The organism is Mesorhizobium sp. M0296, from assembly GCF_040321675.1.
Lineage (GTDB): Bacteria > Pseudomonadota > Alphaproteobacteria > Rhizobiales > Rhizobiaceae > Mesorhizobium.
In genome coordinates this window covers 61,314-83,094 of the sequence record NZ_JAMYRZ010000009.1, presented here as the reverse complement: position 1 = coordinate 83,094, position 21,781 = coordinate 61,314, and the positions used below count along the sequence as shown (strand labels likewise).

Below are 21,781 nucleotides of genomic sequence, written 5' to 3'. Positions count from 1 at the left end.
TGAAAAGTATCCGATTAACCTTTGAGGCGCTTATGACCGCTATGTTTCGTGGCTTGCTGTTCAGTATGAGCTGTGTGGATGTGCGGATTCGGGGGCTATTTCGGTTCAGTCCGGGATGCGGAAGCTTTGCTTGCGCGCATGACGTCTGCGATCGCCCATCGCGGGCCGGATGAACAAGGGAAATTCGTAGCGCCCGAGGCTGGACTTGGGCATGCGCGGCTGTCGGTGATCGGGATTGGCGATGGCCAGCAGCCGATGTCCGACGAAACCGGCAATTTGACGATTGCGTTCAACGGCGAGATCTTCAACTACGTGGAATTGCGCGAAGGGCTGCTGGCCAGGGGCCGACGCTTTCGCACGTCGAGCGATACCGAAGTTCTCCTGCAGCTGTATGACGAGATGGGCGAAGACTGCCTGTCGCTCCTGAACGGTGATTTCGCCTTCGCGATTTGGGATAACCGGCGGCGGCGGATGGTGCTTGCAAGAGACCGCATGGGTGTTCGGCCGCTGTTCTACACCAGCAAGGACGGGGTGCTCTACTTTGCGTCGGAGATAAAGGCCCTGCTGAAGGTACCCGGCGTCTCGGCCGAAATCGATCCGATTGCACTCGACCAGATCTTTACGCTGTGGGCGCCGATCGCTCCACGCACGGCTTTCCGCAACATCCACGAGCTTGAGCCGGCAAGCGTGATGATCGCGACACAGGGGCAAGTCACGGTCAAACCATATTGGCACCTAGACTACCCGTATCCGGATACGCCATCGAAGATCACCAATGAGGACGACGCGGCCGAGGAACTGCAGGCCCTGTTGACCGACGCGGTGAGGCTTCGCATGCGCGCCGACGTGCCGGTCGGTTCTTACCTTTCGGGCGGGCTCGATTCATCCCTCGTTTCGGCACTCGCGGCCGGCATGACTCCTCTTAAGCTGCAGACATTTTCCGTGACGTTCGACAGCGCCGAGCATGACGAAAGCGCCTTCCAGACCGAAATGGCGTCGGCAATTAGCACGCAGCATCGAACCATCGCCTGCCGTGCCGGCGATATCGCCGGTGTGTTTCCCGAAGTCATCCGCTTTACCGAGCGGCCGATCATCCGCACGGCCCCGGCCCCCCTATATCAACTGTCCGGCCTCGTTCGCCAGGCCGGTTTGAAGGTGGTGCTGACAGGCGAAGGCGCCGACGAGGTCTTTGCCGGTTATGATGTCTTCAAGGAAGCGCGGGTTCGCCGTTTCTGCGCGCGACAGCCGGCATCGCGCATAAGGCCACAACTGTTCCGCAAGCTTTATCCCTATCTGCCGGGCCTGCAACAGCAGTCCGTGGAGTACCTGGCTGCGTTCTTCGGAACCGGCAGCGCTGCCCTGGACGATCCGCTGTTCTCGCATCGGCCGCGTTTCAAGACCACATCAGCGGCGAAGATGTTCTTTTCCGGTGACCTGCGCGCGACATTGAAGGGGTATGACGCAGCCGAGGACCTGGCCAGCCGGTTGCCTGAGGCATTTTCCCGGTGGCATCCGCTTCATCAGGCGCAATATCTCGAAACCCGCTTTCTCCTGCCGGGCTACATCCTCTCCAGCCAGGGCGATCGCATGGCCATGGCACACGGTATCGAAGGGCGTTTCCCCTTCCTTGACCATCGCTTGGTGGAGTTTGCGGCCAGACTTCCGCCGGAGATGAAGCTGAAGGGACTGGTGGAAAAACACATATTGCGCAAAGCTGCCAAGCACCTGCTTCCGACGGCCATCCGCGAGCGCACCAAACAGCCTTACCGGGCACCGGAAGCCCGCTCCTTCGTTGGAGCGGGAGAACTGGACTACGTACGCGACTCACTGAGCGAAGCGAGCATCGCCGCCGGCGGACTATTCAACGCCAAGGCGGTGGCGAACCTGCACGAGAAATGCCGCTTGCAGCCAGCGTCCGGATTCCGCGACAATGCGGCTTTCGTCGGCATTTTGTCGACGCAACTGTGGCAGAAGATTTTCACTGGCGAAAAGGTCGGTGCAGCACGAGCGGCCTGAGAAATCGAGGGAATGAAAAATCATGGTAGCAATCAAGGACAAGGTCAAAACCTTTATCGTCGACAACTTCCTGTTCGGGGACACGTCCTACGAGCTTGCAGACTCCGTATCACTGATCGAGAACGGCATCATCGACTCGACGGCCGTGTTGGAGCTCGTGGCATTCATAGAGGATGATTTCGGCATAGCGATGGTCGATGCCGACATCGTACCGGCCAATCTGGATTCGATTGACCGCATCTCAGCCTTCATCAAGGCAAAGGCAGAAGCGCTGGCAGCGTAGGCGCCATCGGCGAGGAGCGTCCGTGCGGATCGAACATTTTCTGACGGCGAAGGCCGCTGCCCATCCAGCCAAAACGGCATTGATCACCGAGCACAAAAGGCTGTGCTATGAAGAGCTGGACGATCTTTCGAGCCGCCTGGCCGCCGCCCTTTTCATGAATGGCGTCAGTCGCGACGACCGGGTCCTGATCTTCATGGACAATTGCTGGGAGGCTGCGGTTTCGATTTTCGCAGTTCTTAAAGCAGGCGCGACTTTCAGTCCGATCAATGCATCCACCAAGGCCGAAAAGCTGGCCTACATCATCGGCGATTGCGACGCAGCTGCGATCCTCACGCAAGCAAAACTGATGCCCGTGGTCGCCGAGGCGTGCGGATCGTCCGGCAAGACGTCCTCCGGCAAGACCGGCATCTTCGTGGCTTCCACCGTTGCTGCCGATAATCAATGCCCGGCAGGGGCGATGTCCCTGGCGGATTGCTTGACGCTCCAAGCCAGGGAGATTGACCACCGCGGCGTTGACGTCGATCTTGCGATGTTGATCTACACCTCGGGCTCGACCGGCCGGCCCAAGGGCGTGATGATGACGCACCGCAATTGCGACGCGGCGGCGGGCTCCATCATCACTTATCTGCGCAACTCCCCAGACGACATCATCTTGAATGTTCTGCCCCTCGCTTTCGACTACGGCCTCTATCAGTTGCTGATGGCTGTCAGGCTCGGCGCCACGCTCGTGCTCGAGAAGTCCTTCGCTTTTCCCCAGGCGGTCTTTGAACGCATCCGCCAGGAAGGCGTCACCGGGCTTCCGCTCGTGCCCACGATGGCAGCGATGATCCTGCAGATGCGTGATCTGGCGCCGGGCTTCCTGCCCAGCCTTCGCTATATTTCCAACACGGCGGCTGCCTTGCCGCCGGCTCACATAGAACGCTTGCGGTTCCTTTTTCCCGGTGTCAGGCTCTATTCGATGTATGGCCTGACGGAATGCAAGCGCTGCACCTATCTGCCGCCCGAGGAGCTCGACCGCCGGCCGGGATCGGTCGGAATAGCCATTCCAAACACCGAAGCCTTTATCGTCGACGACCATGGGCAACGAGTGCCGCCGGGCATAGCAGGTGAATTGGTCATTCGCGGGCCGCACGTCATGCAGGGTTATTGGCGAAACGAAGCTGCGACGGAACAAACCCTGCGCCCAGGCCCGAACCCTTGGGAGAAGGTTCTCTACACCGGCGATCTGTTCAGGGCCGATGAGGACGGCTTTCTCTATTTCGTCGGCCGCAAGGACGACATCATAAAGTCGCGGGGAGAGAAGGTGGCGCCCAAGGAAGTGGAAGCCGTGCTTCATGCTCATCCGGGCATCGCGGAAGCGGTGGTTGTCGGTGTGCCGGATCCCGTGCTCGGGCATGCGATCGGCGCAGTTATCGTACGGTCCGACCCAGCGCTTAGCGAAAAGGATATCATACGCCACTGTGCGCGCCACCTTGAGGACTTCATGGTCCCCAAGGTTATCGAGTTCCGCCGCGAGCTGCCGAAGACCGATACCGGCAAGGTCAGCCGTCGGCTTGCGGCAGAAACCATGGAGGCCGCGCAATGAATGTTCGCCCGACCGAGGATGCGCGGACCTTTCTGGCGCAGGCTCTGGCAATCGACCTGATCACCGAAACGGACCGTATCGTAACGGCCTTGCGCCAGCAGTTGCGCGGGCTTCGCAAGCGGGGCCTTGTGCTCGGTCTTTCGGGCGGGATCGATTCGAGCGTGTCGGTCGCGTTGGCGGCACGAGCCGTCGGCCCCAAGAATGTGCTTTGCCTGTTCATGCCGGAAAGCGATTCCGATCCTGAAAGTCTGCGGCTCGGCCGCCTCGTCGCCGAAACTTTCGGTGTCGAGGCTGTGACGGAGGATATCGGGCCGGCCTTGCGCGCGATGGGCTGCTACCAGCGCCGCGACGCCTTCATCCGCGAATTGGTCCCGGAATACGGCGAAGGCTGGGCCTCGAAGATCGTGATCGCGAACGCGCTCGAGGGCCAAGGCTATAATATCTCGTCGCTGGTGGTGCAGGATCCCGAAGGCAAGCAGACGAAACTGAGAATGCCGTTGCCTGTCTATCTCGGCGTCGTCGCCGCTACCAATATGAAGCAGCGCACCCGCAAGCAGATCGAATACTATCATGCTGATCGTCTGAACTTCGCCGTTCTTGGAACACCGAACCGGCTGGAATATGATCAGGGATTCTTCGTGAAGAACGGTGACGGCGCCGCGGACGTCAAGCCGATCGCCCACCTCTATAAAACGCAGGTCTATGCGCTGGCGGCCCATCTCGGTGTTCCGGAGGAAATCCTGAACCGGCCTCCGACCACCGATACCTACTCGCTGGCGCAGACCCAGGAGGAGTTCTACTTCTCGCTTCCTTATGACCGTATGGATCTCTGCCTTTACGGTCTCAACAACGGCGTGGCGGCTGAGGTGGTGGGGCAGGCGGCCGGGTTGGCCGCCACACAAGTGGAACGCGTCTGGGCCGATATCATCGCCAAGCGCAAGGCGACGCGTTATCTGCACCAGCGTCCGCAACTCGTCGAGGAAGTCGAAGAACTCGGTACCTGACCTGCTTCGAGACCGGCCACGTCCCAAAAAGCGCCTTAGGGTCAAAACTCAATCAGCAGGCTGCCGCCAATGGCCGAGATGGGCGGGAAGTTGCCGTTCGTCTCATCTGCCAGACGAGCACGTTGCGCCAGGAGCGGAAGCTTAGCAGGGGTCACGCCAGCGCCCAGTTAGCGCTGCGAAGCAGACCTTCAGCCTGTGCCGGAAGCGGGGCCCGGCTTACCAAGTGGCATATCCAGGAAGCGCGTCCCCCTCCTCAGCTAGGCACCGTTTTCGGCTCTACGCTATACCTGCGCGACGAGCCCCTTCCTTAATCGCAGCGAGGGCCAGAGGATTGGTGACGGGATAGGTTCGGATGAAGTTCTCGACGGTGAACCTTGGAAACTCGACGGCAATCCGCCTGGCGATCGACTGCGCCTGCGCCGGCTCTTCAAGCAGCGCGTGACACAGGGCACGGAACATCAGAGTGACGGGAATATCCGGCGGACTTTGGCGCAGCGACGACAGACTGTCGGCATAGCGACCGGCGACGAACCGCGCCCGGGCGAGCTGCGCGTAGTACCAACTCGGAGCCTGCGGATTGAGGCGAAGCGCCCGTTCGGCAAGAGCACAGCCTTCTTCCGGATTTCCACACACGAGAGCTCGGCTTGAGGCAAGCATCGACAGCACATCGGCGTCATTGGGTGCCAGGGCCAGCGCCCGGTCGTATTCCTCTGCGGCCCCGCTGATATCGCCGTCAATGGCGCGGAGAGCGCCCATGTAAAGGCGCGTCATCGGATCGGTAGGGTCGAGCGCCAGAGCCTTTTCCACGCATTCTCGCCAGCGCTCGACCGAAGCGGCTGAATCTGGCGTGAAGGCATTGAAGGCATCGACCGCATGTGCCAATCCCAACGTCATCCAGGCCCGCGCGAAGCCGGGGTCGAGTTCCACGGCGCGGGACAGCATGCGTATGGCTTCTGCCCTCGCATCGGTCGTGAATCTGTCGTGCAGTTCCACCCCGAGTAGATAGCAGTCGTAAGCACCCAGGCTCGAGGGAGGCTTCCGCCGAGCCACCTCACGCCCGAGATTGGCGAGCTTGCCGAAAGTGCCTGCCAGGGCATTGATGACGTTCTGTGTGATGCTGTCCTGCATGAGAAAAAAATCATCGGTCGACTCGTCGAACCGCGCCGACCAAAGGTTGGCTCCGGTCCGGGTGTCGACCAGCTGCACCGCGACGCGGACACGCTGTCCGATCGCCTGGAGGGTGCCTTCCAGCAGGTAATCGGCGTTCAGTTCCCGTCCAACCGAGCGTGTGTCGCTCGCCCGTCCCCGATAGGACTGCATGGTCTGGCGCGAAATGACCGCAAGGTCGGGATAGCGCGCTAGGTCGCCGATCATGTCGGCCGACAGGCCGTCTGCCAGCCGCGTCCAGCCGTCGTCGGCGCTCAGGTTTTCGAACGGCAAAACCGCAATTACCGGCGGCTTACTGTCGTCGCCGGCAGAAAGGCCTGGTTTGGCACCGACGATCTTGCCCGCAGTAGCGGGGTCGATCAAGACACGGTACACGCGAACCGGTTCGGCGATACTTTTCATTTTCTGCACGCCGAGTGAGGCAAAGCCGATCGGCACCTTTCCCCTCACATGGTCGCAGGCGGTGGCGGAAATCGCGATTCCTCCAGGTTCCGCCAGCCCTTGCAGCCGATCGGCGATGTTCACCGCATCGCCGTGGATGTCGTCACCCTCAACGATAACATCGCCCAGATTGATGCCGATGCGGAAATCAAGCCGCCGTTCTGGCTGCGTGAGAACGTTCACCTCCGCCTTCTGTTGCTGGATTTCGACCGCGCAGCGTAGGGCGTCGACCACACTGTGGAACTCGACCAGCATCCCATCTCCCATGGTTTTCACCAGTCGACCATGGTGCGCAGCGATCCTTGGCTCGAATACTTCGTTCAGGTCGGTTCGGAAAAGCGCACGCGTACCCTCGTCGTCGATCTGGCTCAAGCGGCCATAGCCGACGACATCGGCAATCAGGACGGCTGCGAGATGACGTTCCATCCCCCAATCCTTCGCGGATTGTTACCCGCTTTCCAAGCTTACAGCAGGTCGCAGGTTGATGCCATTGCCGCCGCCCCTGAAAGACAGCTTTTCGGGTCTGTGTACCTTGCTGCATGAGAGCCCGAATGTCGGACAAGGGTCAGATCGCGTCATGCGACGCTCCCAACTGGATGACGGCAAAGGGTCGAACTCGGTCGTTCAGAGTGATTGGGTTTTGACCCAAGCATTTTGCAGCCAAGTGGAAACGCGCCTAAAATAAATAGATAGAGCGGGATGCTCGGTTCAACTTGAAAGCATCCCGCCTCAGCTGAAACGGCTACCGATCAGCCGGCTCCACTGCTCGCCCGCAAGCCCATTCAGGAAGACTTGCGAGTTCTTCATCGCGTCCAGAAGCTCTGGATCACGTGAATGTACCACCGTTGAGGCAACGGTCAGGAAAGCAATGCGTCGTCCAAGCATCGCCTCCAGAAGTGCAGGTTGAATACGTCCGCGCAGGCCGCTGACGCCGCGCGCGGCGGCGTGATCGATCAGGCAGTCAATCACCGGGCCCGCCTGGCCGGGGAGGGCGAAGATCTGCAGCACGCGACCAATTTCATACTTTCGTGCGTAGTAGGCGAAAGCGCCGACATTGGTGCCGACTGGCGATGTCACGCAAACGTAGACAAGCTCGCCCAGATCCGGCTTTTGTGCGGCATCGGTCAGGATGTGGTCGAGTTGGTCTTCCGTCCAATCTGGGCGCAGGGCGAATTGAGCGGTAAACGGTTCGATGAGCTTGGCAAATGCGTGGCTGTCGATTTCGGATGTACGAAATGCTCCGTGGCCTGCCCCGTCCACCGCCACACCCGACCAACGTCGTTCGCTGGACGTCATCCTTCTGCAGTAAAATCGGTCGACTGTCCGCGCCAGCGGATTGAGCATTCGCGCAAGCGCCATGCGATTGGCGGAAAGGCTGAGCATGAAGGCCGCGGGGCGCATCACGCGGACCCAGTCAAGGCTGTATTGCGGCAGGACCACGCCGCGCAGCCGGGTCCACAATTTCACGGAAATATCGTTGGCCGTCTCGCTGAAGGAGATGTCCTGCGGACCATCCAGGTAAGCTTTCAGCAAGCGGGCGCCGGCCAGCGGGTCGTGCTCATGGTCCTCGACCATGAGCGAGCTACAGATGGCCGCTCGTAGTTGTCGGCCGTTGAACGTCATCGGCAGGACGTGGACGCCGACAAATCCGGAGACGCGACCGGCGTCGTTGACATGGACAAGCGACCGGAGGTTGTCTGCGCAACCGGGCGCATCCAGATAAAACCGTTTCATGTATTCCACGAGAGAGGCCGGCGCTTCGGTCCTCTCCTTCAACAGCACGCGCTGAAACATGTTCGCAACTGCCGGGAGGTCGGCGCCTTGCAAGGCGCGAATGACGCTCAAGCCCGGCTCCCGCCACCAAAGTCCCATCCACCGAGCTTCCGGGCCAAGGCGACGCGAGGCACGAGAACATCGGGCGCGCGTTCCAACTCGACGCCCATGAAGCCGTGTAACCTCGGCCAGTTGCGATCGCCCCGGTGACCGAACGGAGTGCTGAATTGCTGCGGCAAGGTGGAACCCTTTGCTTGACCGACGAAAAACCGGCGTCATTGCTGCTAGCAGATTCAGGTAAACCGATATTAAAGTCGTTGCTTTGAATGGTAGCGAACCGGGTTTGTCCGGCCCCATACCTGGACATCAGCAATTTTCGTTCCCGGCGGACTCTACACGACCAGCGGCATGAGTTGCGTGCTCCGCGCCGAACCGTTTCGGCTGGCCAAAGTTTGGCGTGGCTGCTCTTGACTGGGAGCGCGGGCGTAATACGGTGAGGACAAATACCGGCTCTGACCGCCGGGCGGCAAGAATGCCTCGTATGCTCTCGCCTGGTGGCGGTGGCTGCGGGGCATTGTCATTTTGAGGCATTGCTTGAAACGGCATATCGAGATCGGCATTCTCTATTCGCGGTCCGGCAACTACCGGCTGGTGTCCGAATCCTGCCGTGCGGGTGCGATGAACGCCATCGCCGACGTCAACGCCGATCCCGCTATCCCATTCGAATTCATCCCGATCGAGCGCGACCCGCAGGGCAACATCGATCGCTATGCAAGCGGCTGCGCGGACATTCTCGCCAACAGCGGCGCGCGTCACATCATTGGCTGCGTCACCTCGTGGAGCCGCAAGGAGGTCATCCCAATCCTGGAGAGGGCAGGCGGCACGCTGTGGTACGCCTGCCCGTACGAGGGCTTCGAAGCCAACGAGCATGTCGTCTACACACACGCCTGCCCCAATCAGCATCTCGTACCGCTGCTTGCCTATGTCGTGCCTCGTTTCGGCGCCGACGGCTTCCTGCTCGGTTCCAACTACATCTGGGGTTGGGAGACCAACCGCGTGGCGCGCGACCTGATTGCGGACGCCGGCGGCAAGGTGCTGGGCGAACGTTATCTGCCGCTCGGCGAGGTCGATGTTGCGCGGCTGATCGCGGAGATACAGGCGACGAGACCTGATTTCATTCTGAACAATCTCATCGGCCCTTCTTCTTATGCCTTCATCGCTGCCTATGCGGAGCTTGGCCGGCGCGACCCGCATTTCAGGCCGGAGCGTTGCCCGATCCTGTCCTGCAATCTCACGGAATGCGAATTGCCGGCGCTCAACGGGGCAGGCGATGGCCACCTTTCCGTTGGGCCCTATTTTCACGACATCTCGGGGGCGGATCGCGGTGCGGCTCCAGTGCCTTCCGTCATGCCGGCCTCATCCTTCGAGGCGGCGGCCTATGCCTCGGTGCGCATGCTCGCCGAGATCCTCACCGGCAACCCCGGTGCACAATGGACGGACCTTCCCAAGGTCTTTACCGAAACATCATTTCGAACGCCACTGGGCGACATCGCCATCGACCCGCAAACCCAGCATGCTACCTTGCCGGTGCTAATCGGACGTATCGATGGAACATCGTTCAAAACGGTCACGCTGACGAAGGGCGTGGCACCCGATCCCTACCTTTCCCGCTATGACCGGACGGAGACGTTCGGGCGGCCACGCCTGCGGGTGGTGTCGTGAGCAAGATGGCGCGTATCCCGAACCTTGGAGGCGCCAGGGCTTTTGTCCTGCATCGTCCACATCCGACCGTGCAGGCGATCACAAGGCAATTGTCGGCCATCGGCCTTGAGGCGATTGGCTTCTGGCCGGAACTGCCGGCCGAAGCCTTGGCGGCGGACTTCGTCTTCTTCGACGTCGATCTCGGCTTTGACGAGCAATTTCCGTGGAAGCCGGGCGAGGCACCGATGCCGCTGATAGCACTGATCGGCTCCGAGGCGCCGGGGCGCGTCGAATGGGCATTGTCGCACAAGGCCGATGCGCAGTTGCTGAAACCGGTGGGCAATGCCGGCGTCTATAGCGCGCTTTTGATCGCAAGGCAGAGTTTCGAGGCGCGCAAGCTTCTGGCCAGCGAGATTGCCTCGCTTCGTCAGCGGGTCGCGGAGCGCCAGACCATCGTACGTGCGGTGGAGGTCTTGTCGAAGGGCGCCGAGGACGGCCGTGCCTATGCGCAGCTCCGCTCGCTGGCGATGAGCTGGCAAATCAGTGTCGAGGAAGCCGCGCGCAGGATCGTGGCGATGACACAAGAAGAAGGCGACGATGACCAATCCGATCACGCCTGAGCTTTCGGCCGCCGGGCGTATGCCAGCCAAGCCTCGCGCCGGCGTCTGGCGACGTCTGCTAAAACGGCCTCTCGCTTTGCTCGGCCTCGGGATTATTGCCGTTGTCTTGGCCGGCGCCATTCTTGCACCGTGGCTGACAGGCTACGATCCAAACGAGCAGATGTTCGACGGGCTCACGCTTGAAGGCGCGCCACTGCCGCCGGGGGCCCAATTCTGGCTTGGCACCGACCTGCTTGGCCGCGACCTGCTGACCCGTCTCCTTTTCGGCGCGCGCACGTCGCTGATCATCGGCATCGTCGCCAATGGCGTGGCGCTTCTGATCGGCACGTTGGTCGGCATCACGGCCGGCTATTTCCGCGGCTGGATCGGCAGCGCGCTTATGCGTTTCACCGATTTGATGATGGCTTTCCCGGCGCTGCTGCTCGCCATCTGCCTGGCGGCGGTGCTCCAGCCGAGCCTATGGATCGTCGCCATGGTGATCGCATTGGTGAACTGGGTGCAGACCGCCCGCGTCATCTACACCGAGACAAGTTCGCTCTCCGAGCGCGAGTTCATCGATGCCGAGCGCACCATCGGCGCAAGCGCCCCGCGCATCCTGTTTCGTCATATCCTGCCGCACCTTTTGCCGACGATCATCGTCTGGGGCACGCTCGGCATTTCGACTACGGTGCTTCTGGAAGCGACGCTCAGCTATCTCGGCATCGGCGTGCAACCGCCGACTGCTTCCTGGGGCAACATCATCTTCGAAAACCAAACCTATTTCCAGGCAGCGCCCTGGCTGGTTTTCTTTCCGGGTGCGGCGATCCTGGCGCTGGCGCTAGCCTTTAACCTGGTCGGCGATGCGCTGCGCGACATCCTCGATCCGACGCAAAGGGGGCGGGCATGATAGCCTATCTCGGCCGCCGCGTTGTCCAGTCCGTGCTCATCTTGCTCGGCGTCTCCCTGATCACCTTTGCGTTGCTCTATCTGCTGCCCGCCGATCCCGTCCGCCAGATCGCCGGCCGCAGCGCCACGCCCGAGACGGTCGAAAACATCCGTCGGCAGCTCGGCCTCGATCAGCCCTTCGTCGTCCAGTACTGGCACTATCTGATCAGTCTGCTCAGCGGCGATCTGGGGCGCTCCTACATCCAGCGCTCGGAGGTCACGGAGCTTATCGTCTCGCGGCTGCCGGCAAGCCTGCTGCTGATGCTCGGCGCAATTGCCTGCGAAGTCGTGATCGGGCTGACGATGGGCCTCATCGCCGCCGTCAAGCGTGGCACCGCCACCGACCAGTCGCTGATGGTCGCCTCCTTCGTCGGCGTCTCGGCGCCGCAATTCGTCGTCGGCCTGCTGCTGCTTTATGTGTTCGCGGTGCGGCTCGGCTGGTTCCCGATCGGCGGTTACGGCACCTGGCGTCATCTGGTGCTGCCATCGCTGACCATGGGAATTCTCGGTGCCGGCTGGTACGCCCGCATGATGCGCTCGTCGATGATCGACGTCCTGCGCCAGGATTACGTGCGTACCGCGCGTGCCAAGGGTCTTACACGCAGCGCCATTATCTTCCGGCACGCGCTGCCCAACGCCATCCTGCCGGTCATCGCCATGATCGGCATCGACATCGGCATCTTCATGGGCGGCATCGTGGTTGTCGAAAGCGTGTTCGGCTGGCCAGGCATCGGCCAACTAGCCTGGCAGGCCATTCAGCGCATCGATATTCCGATCATCATGGGGGTCACCCTGGTTTCGGCCTTTGCCATCGTGCTCGGCAATCTCCTGGCCGACACTGTCGCACCGTTCATCGATCCACGCATCAAGCTCAGATGAAAACCAAGAAAACCAGAGAAAGGGAACATGACATGAGAAAATATCTGATATCGACCGTGGCGGCATCGGCGCTTGCGCTGGTGCTTGGCATGACAAGCGTACGCGCCGAAGACGCCGTCGATCCGAATGCCAAGCAGGGCGGCGCGATCACCATCACCTATAAGGACGACGTCGCCACGCTCGATCCGGCCATCGGCTATGACTGGCAGAACTGGTCGATGATCAAGAGCCTGTTCGACGGGCTGATGGACTACGAGCCGGGCACCACCAACCTGCGGCCCGACCTTGCCGAGAGCTATGAGATTGCGCCCGACGGCAAGACCTTCACCTTCAAGCTGCGCCACGGAGTGAAGTTCCACAATGGCCGCGAGATGACCGCCGACGACGTGAAATATTCGCTCGACCGGGTCACCAATCCAAAGACACAGAGCCCGGGTGCCGGCTTCTTCGGCTCGATCAAAGGCTATGACAACGTCGCTGCCGGCAAGGCGGAAAGCCTGGCGGGCATAACCGTCGTCGATCCCTACACGATCAAGTTCGAGCTGACCCGGCCCGACGCCACCTTCCTGCATGTCATGGCGATCAACTTCTCGCATGTCGTGCCGAAGGAAGAAGTCGAAAAATACGGCGCGGACTTCGGCAAACATCCGGTCGGAACCGGCGCCTTCAAGCTCGCCGAATGGACGCTCGGCCAGCGCGTGGTCTTCGAGCGCAACCCGGATTACTGGCACAAGGGTCTGCCGCATCTCGACAAGATCACCTTTGAGATCGGCCAGGAGCCGATCGTGGCGCTGCTGCGGCTCCAGAAAGGCGAGATCGACGTTCCCGGCGACGGCATTCCGCCGGCGAAGTTCCAGGAGGTGATGGCCGATCCCGAGCAGAAGGCCCGTGTCGTCGAGGGCGGCCAGTTGCACACCGGCTATATCACCATGAATACCACCATGGCGCCCTTCGACAACGTGAAGGTGCGGCAGGCGGTCAACATGGCGATCAACAAGGACCGCATCGTCCAGCTGATCAACAACCGTGCGGTGCCGGCCAATCAGCCGTTGCCGCCGTCGATGCCCGGCTATGACAAGGAATTCAAGGGCTATCCCTATGACGTGGCCAAGGCCAAGGCCTTGCTTGCCGAGGCCGGGCATCCCGACGGATTTGACACGCAGCTGTTTGCCATGAACACCGATCCCAACCCGCGCATCGCGCAGGCCATTCAGCAGGATCTGGCGGCGGTCGGCATCAAGGCCAGCATCCAGTCGCTCGCGCAGGCCAACGTCATCGCCGCCGGCGGCGACAAGGCCGGTGCGCCGATGATCTGGTCCGGCGGCATGGCCTGGATCGCCGACTTCCCCGATCCGTCGAACTTCTACGGCCCGATCCTCGGCTGCGCTGGTGCCGTCCCGGGCGGCTGGAACTGGTCGTGGTATTGCAACAAGGAGCTCGACGCCAAGGCGGCCGAAGCCGACTCCATCGTCGACCCGGCCAAGGCTGGCGAACGCGCCAAGATGTGGAGCGAGATCTACGGCAAGATCATGGAAGACGCGCCTTGGGCACCGGTCTTCAACGAGCAGCGTTTCACCATGAAATCAACCCGCATGGGTGGCGCCGACAACCTCTATGTCGACCCGGTCCACATCCCGATCAACTACGACAATGTGTATGTGACCGATGTGCAATAACTGCGACTACACCATCCACGGGCGCCACCATCATTTCGGCTGGGACAATTCCTTTGTCCCGACCGAACGGGTCGCGCCAGGGTCGACGATCGAGTTCCAGTGCCTGGACTCGTCCGGCGGGCAGCTGACGATGGAGAGCACCGTCGACGACGTTGCTTTGCTCGACTTTGCCAAGGTGAACCCGGTCACTGGGCCAATCTATGTCGAAGGGGCAGAACCGGGCGATGCCCTGAAAATCACCATCGAGGCGTTCAAGCCGTCAGGCTTCGGTTGGACGGCGAACATCCCGGGATTCGGTCTGCTGGCGGATGACTTCTCCCAACCGGCACTGAATATCTGGAAGTACGACGCCGCCTCGCTCGAACCGGCGCTGTTCGGCAAGAGCGGCCGGGTGCCGCTCAAGCCCTTCGCCGGCACCATCGGCAATGCCCCGGCTGAGCCGGGTCTGCATTCGGTGGTCCCGCCGCGGCGCGTGGGCGGCAATCTGGACATCCGCGATCTCGCCGCCGGCACGGTGCTCTACCTGCCCGTAGAGGTCGCGGGAGCGTTGTTCTCGGTCGGCGACACGCACGCCGCGCAGGGTGACGGCGAGGTCTGCGGCACGGCGATCGAGAGCCCCATGAACGCCGTGCTGACGCTCGATCTGGTCAAGGATGCCCGGCTGCGGACGCCGCGTTTCACAACGCCCGGTCCGGTGTCGCGGCATCTCGACGCCAAGGGCTACGAGGTGACAACCGGTATCGGGCCGGATCTGATGGACGGCGCCAGGAGCGCCGTTTCCCAGATGATCGACCTGCTCTCCGGCCGCTACCGCATGGATCCGGTAGATGCCTATATGCTCGTCTCGGTTTGCGGTGACCTGCGCATCAGCGAGATCGTCGACATGCCCAACTGGGTGGTTTCGTTCTACTTCCCCCGCTGCGTCTTTGAATGAAGGTGGAGGACATCAAACGATCCGGGCAGGCCGCCGCGGAGAGTGGCTCTGTCAGGCCGGTACTCAGCGTCTCAGGTCTGAGCGTCGCCGTGTGCGGCGAGGAGGGCGAGCGCGACGTCGTTTCCGACCTGACATTCGGCCTGATGCGCGGCGAAACGCTTTGCATCGCCGGCGAGTCCGGTTCCGGCAAGTCGATGACGGCGCTGGCCATCATGGGCTTGCTGCCGCAGCCGGCGGCACGCATCGGATCAGGCTCCATCCGGCTCGGCGATCAGGATCTCGCGGCTCTCAGCGAGAGCGGTATGCGCCGCATCCGCGGCAACCGTATTGCCATGATCTTTCAGGAACCGATGACATCGCTCAATCCGGTTCTGTCCGTCGGCCGTCAGCTCACGGAGGCGATCGAGGCACACACCTCGATGTCGCGCTCCAACTCGCGGCTGAGGGCGCTCGAGGCGCTGAAGGCAGTCCGAATTCCGGATGCCGAACGGCGGCTCGAGCACTATCCACACGAACTCTCAGGCGGCATGCGCCAGCGCGTGATGATTGCCATGGCTCTGGCCCTGAACCCGGATGTGCTGATCGCCGATGAGCCGACGACCGCCCTCGATGTCACGGTTCAGGGCGAGGTGCTGGAGCTGCTGCGCGACCTGCAGCGCGAGCACGGCACCAGTGTTATCCTGATCACGCACGACATGGGCGTCGTCGCCGAGATGGCGGACCGCGTCATCATCATGCGCGACGGCCGGATGGTCGAGCAGGGCAGGGCGGCTGACATCTTCAATCGCCCGCAGGCCGACTATACACGCGAGCTTCTGGCTGCCGTGCCGCGTATCGGCGGCGGACGGACGGCCGAAGACCGACAAGATGCCGCCAACATGCCGGCCGAGCTTGTATCTGTCAGCGATCTTCACGTCCGCTTCGACCTGCACGGCGGCTTCTTCGGCCGCGTTGACCGCAGCGTGCACGCGGTCGAAGGCGTCAGTTTCTCGATCGCGCCGCACGAAACCCTGTCGCTGGTCGGCGAATCGGGCTGCGGCAAGTCGACGACGGCCAAGGCGATCGCCGGACTGGTGCCCTTCACCGGCAGCATTTCAATCGGCGGCCACGACCTGTCGGCGCTCAGCCGCAAGGAGCGCAAGGCTGTCCGCCGCAATGTGCAGATGATCTTTCAGGATCCCTTCGCGTCCCTCGACCCGCGCATGCGGGTCGGCGATCTCGTCGCCGAGCCTCTGCTGATCCACGGCCTCGGCGACAGAGAGCAACGGCATGCCCAGATCGCCGCCCTGTTCGAACGCGTCGGCCTCTCCGCTGACCAGATGGAGCGCTATCCCCACGAATTCTCCGGCGGGCAGCGCCAGCGAATCTGCATTGCACGGGCGCTGGCGCTGCGACCAAAGCTGATCATTGCCGACGAGAGCGTCTCTGCTCTCGACGTGTCGGTGCAGGCGCGCGTGTTAAGATTGCTGAAGGAGCTGCAGCGCGAATTCGGCGTCGCATATCTCTTCATCTCGCACGACATGGCGGTGGTCGAGAACATCTCCGATCGCGTGGCGGTAATGTATCTGGGGCAGATCGTCGAGATGGGCACCCGCGACCAGATCTTCTCCAACCCGCGCCATCCTTACACAAAGCGGCTGATCGAAGCCGTTCCGGTTCCCGATCCAGGCCGGCGCCGCGCCAGGTTCGCCCGTTTGGACAGCGAAATTCCAAGCGCTGTGCGGCGCATCGGTGACGAGCCCCGGAAACTCAAGCTCGAAGATGTTGGCGACGGCCACCTCGTCGCCACTTGATCGAGCTCAGGCTGCCTCGTCCAGCCAATCCCGCAGAGGCTCGGGGACAGCTGCATATGTGATGTTCGAGCGGCGGAAAATGATCGGCGATGGCGCTGCCGCGGCAGCGCAGTTCGGCGATGCCGAGTTGGCAAGGTCACCCGTTTACATCTGACATGTTAGCGTGCTAACGCTACGTCCACATTGATTTCAACGGAGATCGCATTGGCTTCCCGCTTTGGTCTTTCGGCTGCCCTGACCACACCCTTCGACCCGTCGGGGCAGATAGCGCTCGCGCCGATGATCGCGCATGCCCGAGCCTGCCTTGGCGCCGGCTGCAGCAGCGCGACGCTGTTCGGCACCACCGGCGAAGGAGCCTCGGTCGGCACCGACGAGCGACGGATCGTCACCGAGGCCATGCTGGCGGCCGGTATTCCGCCACATCAGCTCGTCGCCGCAGTGCTGGTCGATGCAGCCGAAGATGCCGCCGATCAGGCCCGGCACGCTTTGCAGCGCGGCGTTCGCAACATTCTGCTCGCTCCGCCGAGCTACTTCAAGAATGTCGGCGAGGACGGGCTGTTCGGATGGTTTTCCGCCGTCTTCGCCGCACTCGGTCCGCTGGCGCGCGATGTGCTGCTCTATAACATCCCCTCAGTCACCATGGTGCCGCTCCCGCTTGGGCTGATCGGCCGGCTGCGCGCCGCTTTTCCCGCTGTGGTGGCCGGGGTGAAGGATTCCGGCGGGGACTGGAGCTACAGTGAGGCGCTGCTTGAGGCGCACGGCGATCTGGTGATCCTCATCGGCGACGAACGGCATCTGGCGAGAAGCGTGCGCCGCGGCGGACAGGGCGCGATTTCCGGCATGGCCAATTTTGTTACCGGCGAAATCCGGGCAATGGTCGAAAACGGGGGCGACGACCCACGCGTCGAAGACTTCGTGCTCGAATTGCTCAAATACCCGGTCACGCCGGCGGTGAAGGTCATGGTCGCGCGCAAGACCGGCGACGAGCGCTGGCTGGCGGTCCGTCCGCCCCTAGAGGCGATCGATCCGCAGGGACAGCGGCAGCTTGCCGCTGCCTACGACAGGCTGTTTGCGACAGAGGCGGCCTGACCGACAAGGCCAGGCTGACCGACAAGGAAGCGAGCTTAAGTGGAAGACGGCAGCGAACCGATCACTCTCCGGGAGAAGGCCTATGCCAGCTTCACGCGGCATTTGCTGGCCCGCGATCTGCGGCCGGGGCAGTTCGTGTCACAGCGCGAACTGGTCGCTTTCACCGGGCTGCCGCTGGGTGCCATTCGCGAGATCGTCCCGCGTCTCGAGGCCGAGGGACTGCTGACCACCATCCCGCAGCGCGGCATGCAGATCGCGCATATCGATATCAATCTGATCCGCGAGGCGTTCCAATTTCGGTTGTTCATGGAACGCGAGGCAGTGGCGCTATTCACGACCAGCGCTTCTGATGCCGAACTTGCCCGCATGCGGCGCGAACATGAAGAGATGCTGGCTCAAGCTCTCGGGCAGGCGCCGACGCCGGAAATGGAAGCCAAGGCCCAGAACATCGACTGGGCGATGCACGACACCTTCATCAATGCGCTCGGCAACGAGATTATCGCCAAGGCCTATCTGGTCAACTCGGTGAAAATCCGGCTGATCCACCAGGAGCGTTTCCGCATCGACGGTCGTGTGGTGCCGGTGATGCGCGAACATTTGGCGGTCATCGAAGCCATGGAGAGCCGCAATCCGCAAAAAGCGGTTGAAGCGATCAGTCTGCATATCGACAATGCGCGCCGGCTGGCGCTCCAGATCTGAGGAAATATAGCCGCGCCGCGGTTCGCGGCGCATCCACAACGACAGCAACCGGGAGGAAGAAATGTCGTCCAATCTGTTCAACCCAACCAGGAGGCAACTCCTTGCCGGAACCGCGGCGCTAACCGCTGCCGGCCTTGTGGGGCTTCGCCCCGGCTTTGCCGCAGGCGTTGACTGGAAACGCTTTGCCGGGACGACGCTTGACGTCAATCTGGTGAAAAGCCCGCGCAGCGACACCATCCTGAAATATCTCGCCGAGTTCGAGGAACTGACCGGCATCAAGGTCAATGCCGAGGCAACGCCCGAGCAGCAGCAGCGCCAGAAGACGGTGATCGAGTTGAGCTCGGGCAAGCCGAGCTTCGACGTCGTGCATCTGAGCTACCACGTGCAGAAGCGCCAGTTCGAGAAGGGTGGCTGGCTGGCCGACATCGCCGGCTATCTCGCCGATCCGTCGCTCACCGACCCGGCGCTGGTCGAAAGCGACTTCGCCGAAGCCGGCATTCTGTTTGCCAAGGACGGCCAGGGCGTGCTGCGCTCGCTACCGTTCTCGGTGGACTACTGGATCCTGTATTGGAACAAGGAGCTGTTCGAGGCCAAGGGCCTCAAATACCCAGAGACCTTCGAGCAACTGGTGGCAGCCGCCGAAGCGCTGACCGACCCCTCGACCAATACATACGGCTTCGTCGCCCGCGGGCTCAAGAACGCAAACACGCCGGTGTGGACGTCGCTGATGCTCGGCTACGACATGACGCCGCTAGATGACAAGGGCAAGCTGCGCACCGAGGCTCCCGAGGCGATCGAGGCTGCCGCGCTCTATCAAAGATTGATGACCAAGTCCGCCCCTCCGGGCGTTACCGGGTTCAACTGGGCCGAAGCACAGTCGGCCTTCCTGCAGGGCAAGATCGGCATGTGGCTCGACGGCGTGGGTTTTGCCCCGCCGATGGAAAATCCGGAAAAATCGAGGGTGGTCGGCAAGGTCGGTTACGGCGTGATGCCCAAGGGTCCCAAGGCGCATGCCTCGGGCACCTTCGGCGACGGGATTGGCGTTACCGCCGCCAGCGAGAAGAAGGAGGCTGCCTATCTGTTCTGCCAGTGGGCGGTATCGCCAACCATGGGTGCACGGCTGTTGCAGGCCGGCGCCGGCGTTCCGTTCCGCAAATCCGTGCTGGAGGATCCCAAGGTGCGCGAAGGCGTCACCATGCCGGCAAGCTGGCTTGATGCCGTGGTCGGCTCGGGCAATATCAGTCGGCTGGCACTGCCGGTCATCATCCCCGTCACGGAATTCCGCGACATTTATGGCGTGGCGTTGACCAACATGATTGCCGGCGCCGATCCAGCCGCGGAGCTGAAGAAGGCCACCGAACAATTCCAGCCGGTTCTCGACAGGAGCGAGCAGGGCTGATGTCGGCCACCACCCCAGAACAGACCGGGGTGACGATGCCGGTTGTCGACGGGAGCCAGACGATCCGGCTGGCTCCCAACTACTGGCCTTTCGTTGTCCCCGCACTCGTCGTCGTCGGCGCCGTCATCGTTTTCCCCTGGGCTTTCACCCTGTGGATGAGCGTCAATCGCTGGACGCTCGGCCAGTCGCGGAGCTTTGCCGGCATGGAAAACTATCTCCGCCTGGCCAGCGACCCACGTTTCTGGGAATCCCTTGTTCATACGTTGACCTACACCTTCCTCTCGGTTGCAGCGCCGATGCTGCTGGGCACTCTGGCCGCCCTGATCTTCGATGCCAGGTTTCCGCTGCGCGGCTTGCTGCGCGGCGTCTTCGTCATGCCGATGATGGCGACACCCGTTGCCGTCGCACTGGTTTGGACAATGATGTTCCATCCTCAGCTTGGCGTGCTCAACTACCTGCTGTCGCTGGTCGGCATCCCGGCTCAGGAATGGATATTCAACGCCAACACGGTCATCCCGTCGCTGGTTGCGGTCGAGACCTGGCAGTGGACGCCGCTGGTCATGCTGATCGTGCTTGGCGGGCTGGCCTCGGTGCCGCGCGAGCCCTTCGAAAGCGCCGAGATCGACGGCGCCAATGCCTGGCAGCAATTCCGCTATCTCACTCTGCCGATGATCGCGCCGTTCCTGATGATCGCGGTCATCATCCGCACCATCGATGCGCTGAAGAGCTTCGACATCATCTACGCGATGACCCAGGGCGGGCCGGGAACGGCGTCGGAGACCATCAACATCTATCTCTACAACACCGCCTTCTCCTACTACGATATCGGCTACGGCTCGGCCATGGCCGTGGTGTTCTTCATTGTCATCGTGGCCCTGTCGTTTGTCCTGCTGATGCTGCGCCAACGCTCGCAGTGGATCGATACGGAGGGCAAATAGATGAGTTCACGGCTGCTCAACCAGATCGGTCTGTTTTTCGCTGCCCTGGTTTTCGTCTCCCCGGCGATCTTGTTCTTCCTCTGGATGATCTCGCTGTCGCTGAAATTCGAGATCGACAACGGTGCCTATCCGCCGATCCTGATCCCCGAACGCTTCGCCTGGTCGAACTATGTAAAGGTATTCGAGGAGAACAATTTCCTGCTCTATCTCTGGAATTCGGTTCTGGTGACCGGCACGGCGACCTTGCTGGCGCTGCTGATCGGCGTACCGGCCGGCTATGGCATCGCACGGCTCAAGGCTGAACGATCGGCGGTCGTCATCATGATCGCCCGCATGACGCCTGGGCTATCCTATCTCATCCCGCTGTTTCTGCTGTTCCAATGGATCGGGATACTCGGCACGCTGTGGCCGCAGATCATCATCCATCTGGTGGTGACGGTGCCGATCGTGGTGTGGGTGATGATCGGCTATTTCGAGACCACGCCGATGGAACTGGAAGAGGCGGCCAACATCGACGGCGCCAGCTCCTGGCAGGTTTTCCGGCTGGTTGCCCTGCCCATCGCCAAGCCGGGCATCGTCGTCGCCTTCATCCTGTCCGTGATCTTCTCGTGGAACAATTTCGTCTTCGGCGTGGTGCTTGCCAGCCGTGAGACGCGCACACTGCCGGTCGCCGTCTACAACATGCTGTCCTACGAGCAGGTGAGCTGGGGGCCGCTCGCCGCGGCGGCGCTGGTGGTGACGTTGCCGGTGCTGATCCTGACCATGTTCGCGCAAAGGCAGATCGTCGCGGGGCTGACCGCCGGCGCCGTCAAGGGCGGCTGAGGGCCCGCCCTGACATCACTCTTTTTCCAGGAAAGCTC

Annotated in this window: 18 protein-coding genes; 16 read left to right on the top strand and 2 right to left on the bottom strand. The window is 62.0% G+C overall.

What is annotated here, in order from left to right:
* Positions 1-78: 78 nt before the first annotated feature.
* From asnB to nadE, 4 genes are read left to right on the top strand one after another with little or no spacing between them, the layout of a single operon-like run.
* Positions 79-2,016, top strand: a complete 1,938-nt coding sequence (asnB, locus tag NKI97_RS11390) for an asparagine synthase (glutamine-hydrolyzing) (protein ID WP_352449864.1) — start codon at positions 79-81, stop codon at positions 2,014-2,016.
* Between the two features lie 19 nt (positions 2,017-2,035).
* Positions 2,036-2,299 (top strand): acyl carrier protein, encoded by a 264-nt coding sequence (locus NKI97_RS11385; RefSeq protein WP_352449958.1) that lies wholly within the window; start codon positions 2,036-2,038, stop codon positions 2,297-2,299.
* Between the two features lie 22 nt (positions 2,300-2,321).
* Positions 2,322-3,884 carry a class I adenylate-forming enzyme family protein gene (locus tag NKI97_RS11380; protein ID WP_352449863.1) on the top strand — a complete coding sequence of 521 codons (1,563 nt, stop codon included), beginning with the start codon at positions 2,322-2,324 and terminating at the stop codon, positions 3,882-3,884.
* Complete coding sequence (gene nadE / locus NKI97_RS11375) at positions 3,881-4,888, top strand: NAD(+) synthase (RefSeq protein WP_352743627.1); 1,008 nt, start codon at positions 3,881-3,883, stop codon at positions 4,886-4,888. Before NKI97_RS11380 ends, nadE begins: the two co-directional genes overlap by 4 nt.
* 276 nt (positions 4,889-5,164) lie before the next feature.
* Here the strand turns inward: nadE and NKI97_RS11370 are convergent, their stop codons facing one another.
* Together NKI97_RS11370 and NKI97_RS11365 are read right to left on the bottom strand one after the other, a co-directional pair.
* A complete protein-coding gene (locus tag NKI97_RS11370) occupies positions 5,165-6,922 on the bottom strand; it encodes an adenylate/guanylate cyclase domain-containing protein (protein ID WP_352834101.1) in 1,758 nt (585 codons plus the stop codon).
* 303 nt (positions 6,923-7,225) lie between these two features.
* Complete coding sequence (locus NKI97_RS11365; protein WP_352834099.1) at positions 7,226-8,341, bottom strand: hypothetical protein; 1,116 nt, start codon at positions 8,339-8,341, stop codon at positions 7,226-7,228.
* A gap of 522 nt (positions 8,342-8,863) precedes the next feature.
* On the opposite strand from NKI97_RS11365, the gene NKI97_RS11360 reads away from it, so the two are divergent.
* The 12 genes from NKI97_RS11360 (at position 8,864) to NKI97_RS11305 (ending at position 21,743) form a co-directional block, all read left to right on the top strand.
* The gene (locus NKI97_RS11360) at positions 8,864-9,991 is read left to right on the top strand and encodes a transporter substrate-binding protein (RefSeq protein ID WP_352834097.1); all 1,128 of its coding nucleotides are present in this window, start codon (positions 8,864-8,866) and stop codon (positions 9,989-9,991) included.
* On the top strand, positions 9,988-10,590 hold the full coding sequence (locus tag NKI97_RS11355) for an ANTAR domain-containing response regulator (protein WP_352834094.1): 603 nt from the start codon (positions 9,988-9,990) through the stop codon (positions 10,588-10,590). Before NKI97_RS11360 ends, NKI97_RS11355 begins: the two co-directional genes overlap by 4 nt.
* Positions 10,591-10,609: 19 nt before the next feature.
* Entirely contained in the window at positions 10,610-11,476 is an 867-nt protein-coding gene (locus tag NKI97_RS11350) for an ABC transporter permease (protein ID WP_198023515.1), read from the top strand.
* The gene (locus tag NKI97_RS11345) at positions 11,473-12,393 is read left to right on the top strand and encodes an ABC transporter permease (protein WP_352592449.1); all 921 of its coding nucleotides are present in this window, start codon (positions 11,473-11,475) and stop codon (positions 12,391-12,393) included. Before NKI97_RS11350 ends, NKI97_RS11345 begins: the two co-directional genes overlap by 4 nt.
* A gap of 32 nt (positions 12,394-12,425) precedes the next feature.
* On the top strand, positions 12,426-14,069 hold the full coding sequence (locus tag NKI97_RS11340; protein ID WP_352455772.1) for an ABC transporter substrate-binding protein: 1,644 nt from the start codon (positions 12,426-12,428) through the stop codon (positions 14,067-14,069).
* On the top strand, positions 14,059-15,003 hold the full coding sequence (locus NKI97_RS11335; RefSeq protein WP_352834091.1) for an acetamidase/formamidase family protein: 945 nt from the start codon (positions 14,059-14,061) through the stop codon (positions 15,001-15,003). The genes NKI97_RS11340 and NKI97_RS11335 overlap by 11 nt, the downstream gene beginning before the upstream one ends.
* Complete coding sequence (locus NKI97_RS11330; protein WP_352834088.1) at positions 15,000-16,796, top strand: ABC transporter ATP-binding protein; 1,797 nt, start codon at positions 15,000-15,002, stop codon at positions 16,794-16,796. Before NKI97_RS11335 ends, NKI97_RS11330 begins: the two co-directional genes overlap by 4 nt.
* Before the next feature lie 204 nt (positions 16,797-17,000).
* On the top strand, positions 17,001-17,885 hold the full coding sequence (locus NKI97_RS11325; RefSeq protein ID WP_352745524.1) for a dihydrodipicolinate synthase family protein: 885 nt from the start codon (positions 17,001-17,003) through the stop codon (positions 17,883-17,885).
* Between the two features lie 39 nt (positions 17,886-17,924).
* A complete protein-coding gene (locus NKI97_RS11320; protein ID WP_023674176.1) occupies positions 17,925-18,584 on the top strand; it encodes a GntR family transcriptional regulator in 660 nt (219 codons plus the stop codon).
* Between the two features lie 61 nt (positions 18,585-18,645).
* On the top strand, positions 18,646-19,983 hold the full coding sequence (locus NKI97_RS11315; RefSeq protein ID WP_352449854.1) for an extracellular solute-binding protein: 1,338 nt from the start codon (positions 18,646-18,648) through the stop codon (positions 19,981-19,983).
* Between the two features lie 35 nt (positions 19,984-20,018).
* On the top strand, positions 20,019-20,921 hold the full coding sequence (locus NKI97_RS11310) for a carbohydrate ABC transporter permease (protein WP_352449957.1): 903 nt from the start codon (positions 20,019-20,021) through the stop codon (positions 20,919-20,921).
* Positions 20,922-21,743 (top strand): carbohydrate ABC transporter permease, encoded by an 822-nt coding sequence (locus NKI97_RS11305; protein WP_023674179.1) that lies wholly within the window; start codon positions 20,922-20,924, stop codon positions 21,741-21,743.
* The last annotated feature ends 38 nt before the right edge of the window (positions 21,744-21,781 follow it).

Coding starts and splice junctions, on each gene's coding strand:
- NKI97_RS11305 (WP_023674179.1), top strand. CDS start 20,922: ATGAGTTCACGGCTGCTCAACCAGATCGGTCTGTTTTTCGCTGCCCTG.
- NKI97_RS11330 (WP_352834088.1), top strand. CDS start 15,000: ATGAAGGTGGAGGACATCAAACGATCCGGGCAGGCCGCCGCGGAGAGT.
- asnB (WP_352449864.1), top strand. CDS start 79: ATGTGCGGATTCGGGGGCTATTTCGGTTCAGTCCGGGATGCGGAAGCT.
- NKI97_RS11350 (WP_198023515.1), top strand. CDS start 10,610: ATGCCAGCCAAGCCTCGCGCCGGCGTCTGGCGACGTCTGCTAAAACGG.
- nadE (WP_352743627.1), top strand. CDS start 3,881: ATGAATGTTCGCCCGACCGAGGATGCGCGGACCTTTCTGGCGCAGGCT.
- NKI97_RS11335 (WP_352834091.1), top strand. CDS start 14,059: ATGTGCAATAACTGCGACTACACCATCCACGGGCGCCACCATCATTTC.
- NKI97_RS11315 (WP_352449854.1), top strand. CDS start 18,646: ATGTCGTCCAATCTGTTCAACCCAACCAGGAGGCAACTCCTTGCCGGA.
- NKI97_RS11340 (WP_352455772.1), top strand. CDS start 12,426: ATGAGAAAATATCTGATATCGACCGTGGCGGCATCGGCGCTTGCGCTG.
- NKI97_RS11310 (WP_352449957.1), top strand. CDS start 20,019: ATGCCGGTTGTCGACGGGAGCCAGACGATCCGGCTGGCTCCCAACTAC.
- NKI97_RS11345 (WP_352592449.1), top strand. CDS start 11,473: ATGATAGCCTATCTCGGCCGCCGCGTTGTCCAGTCCGTGCTCATCTTG.
- NKI97_RS11370 (WP_352834101.1), bottom strand. CDS start 6,922: ATGGAACGTCATCTCGCAGCCGTCCTGATTGCCGATGTCGTCGGCTAT.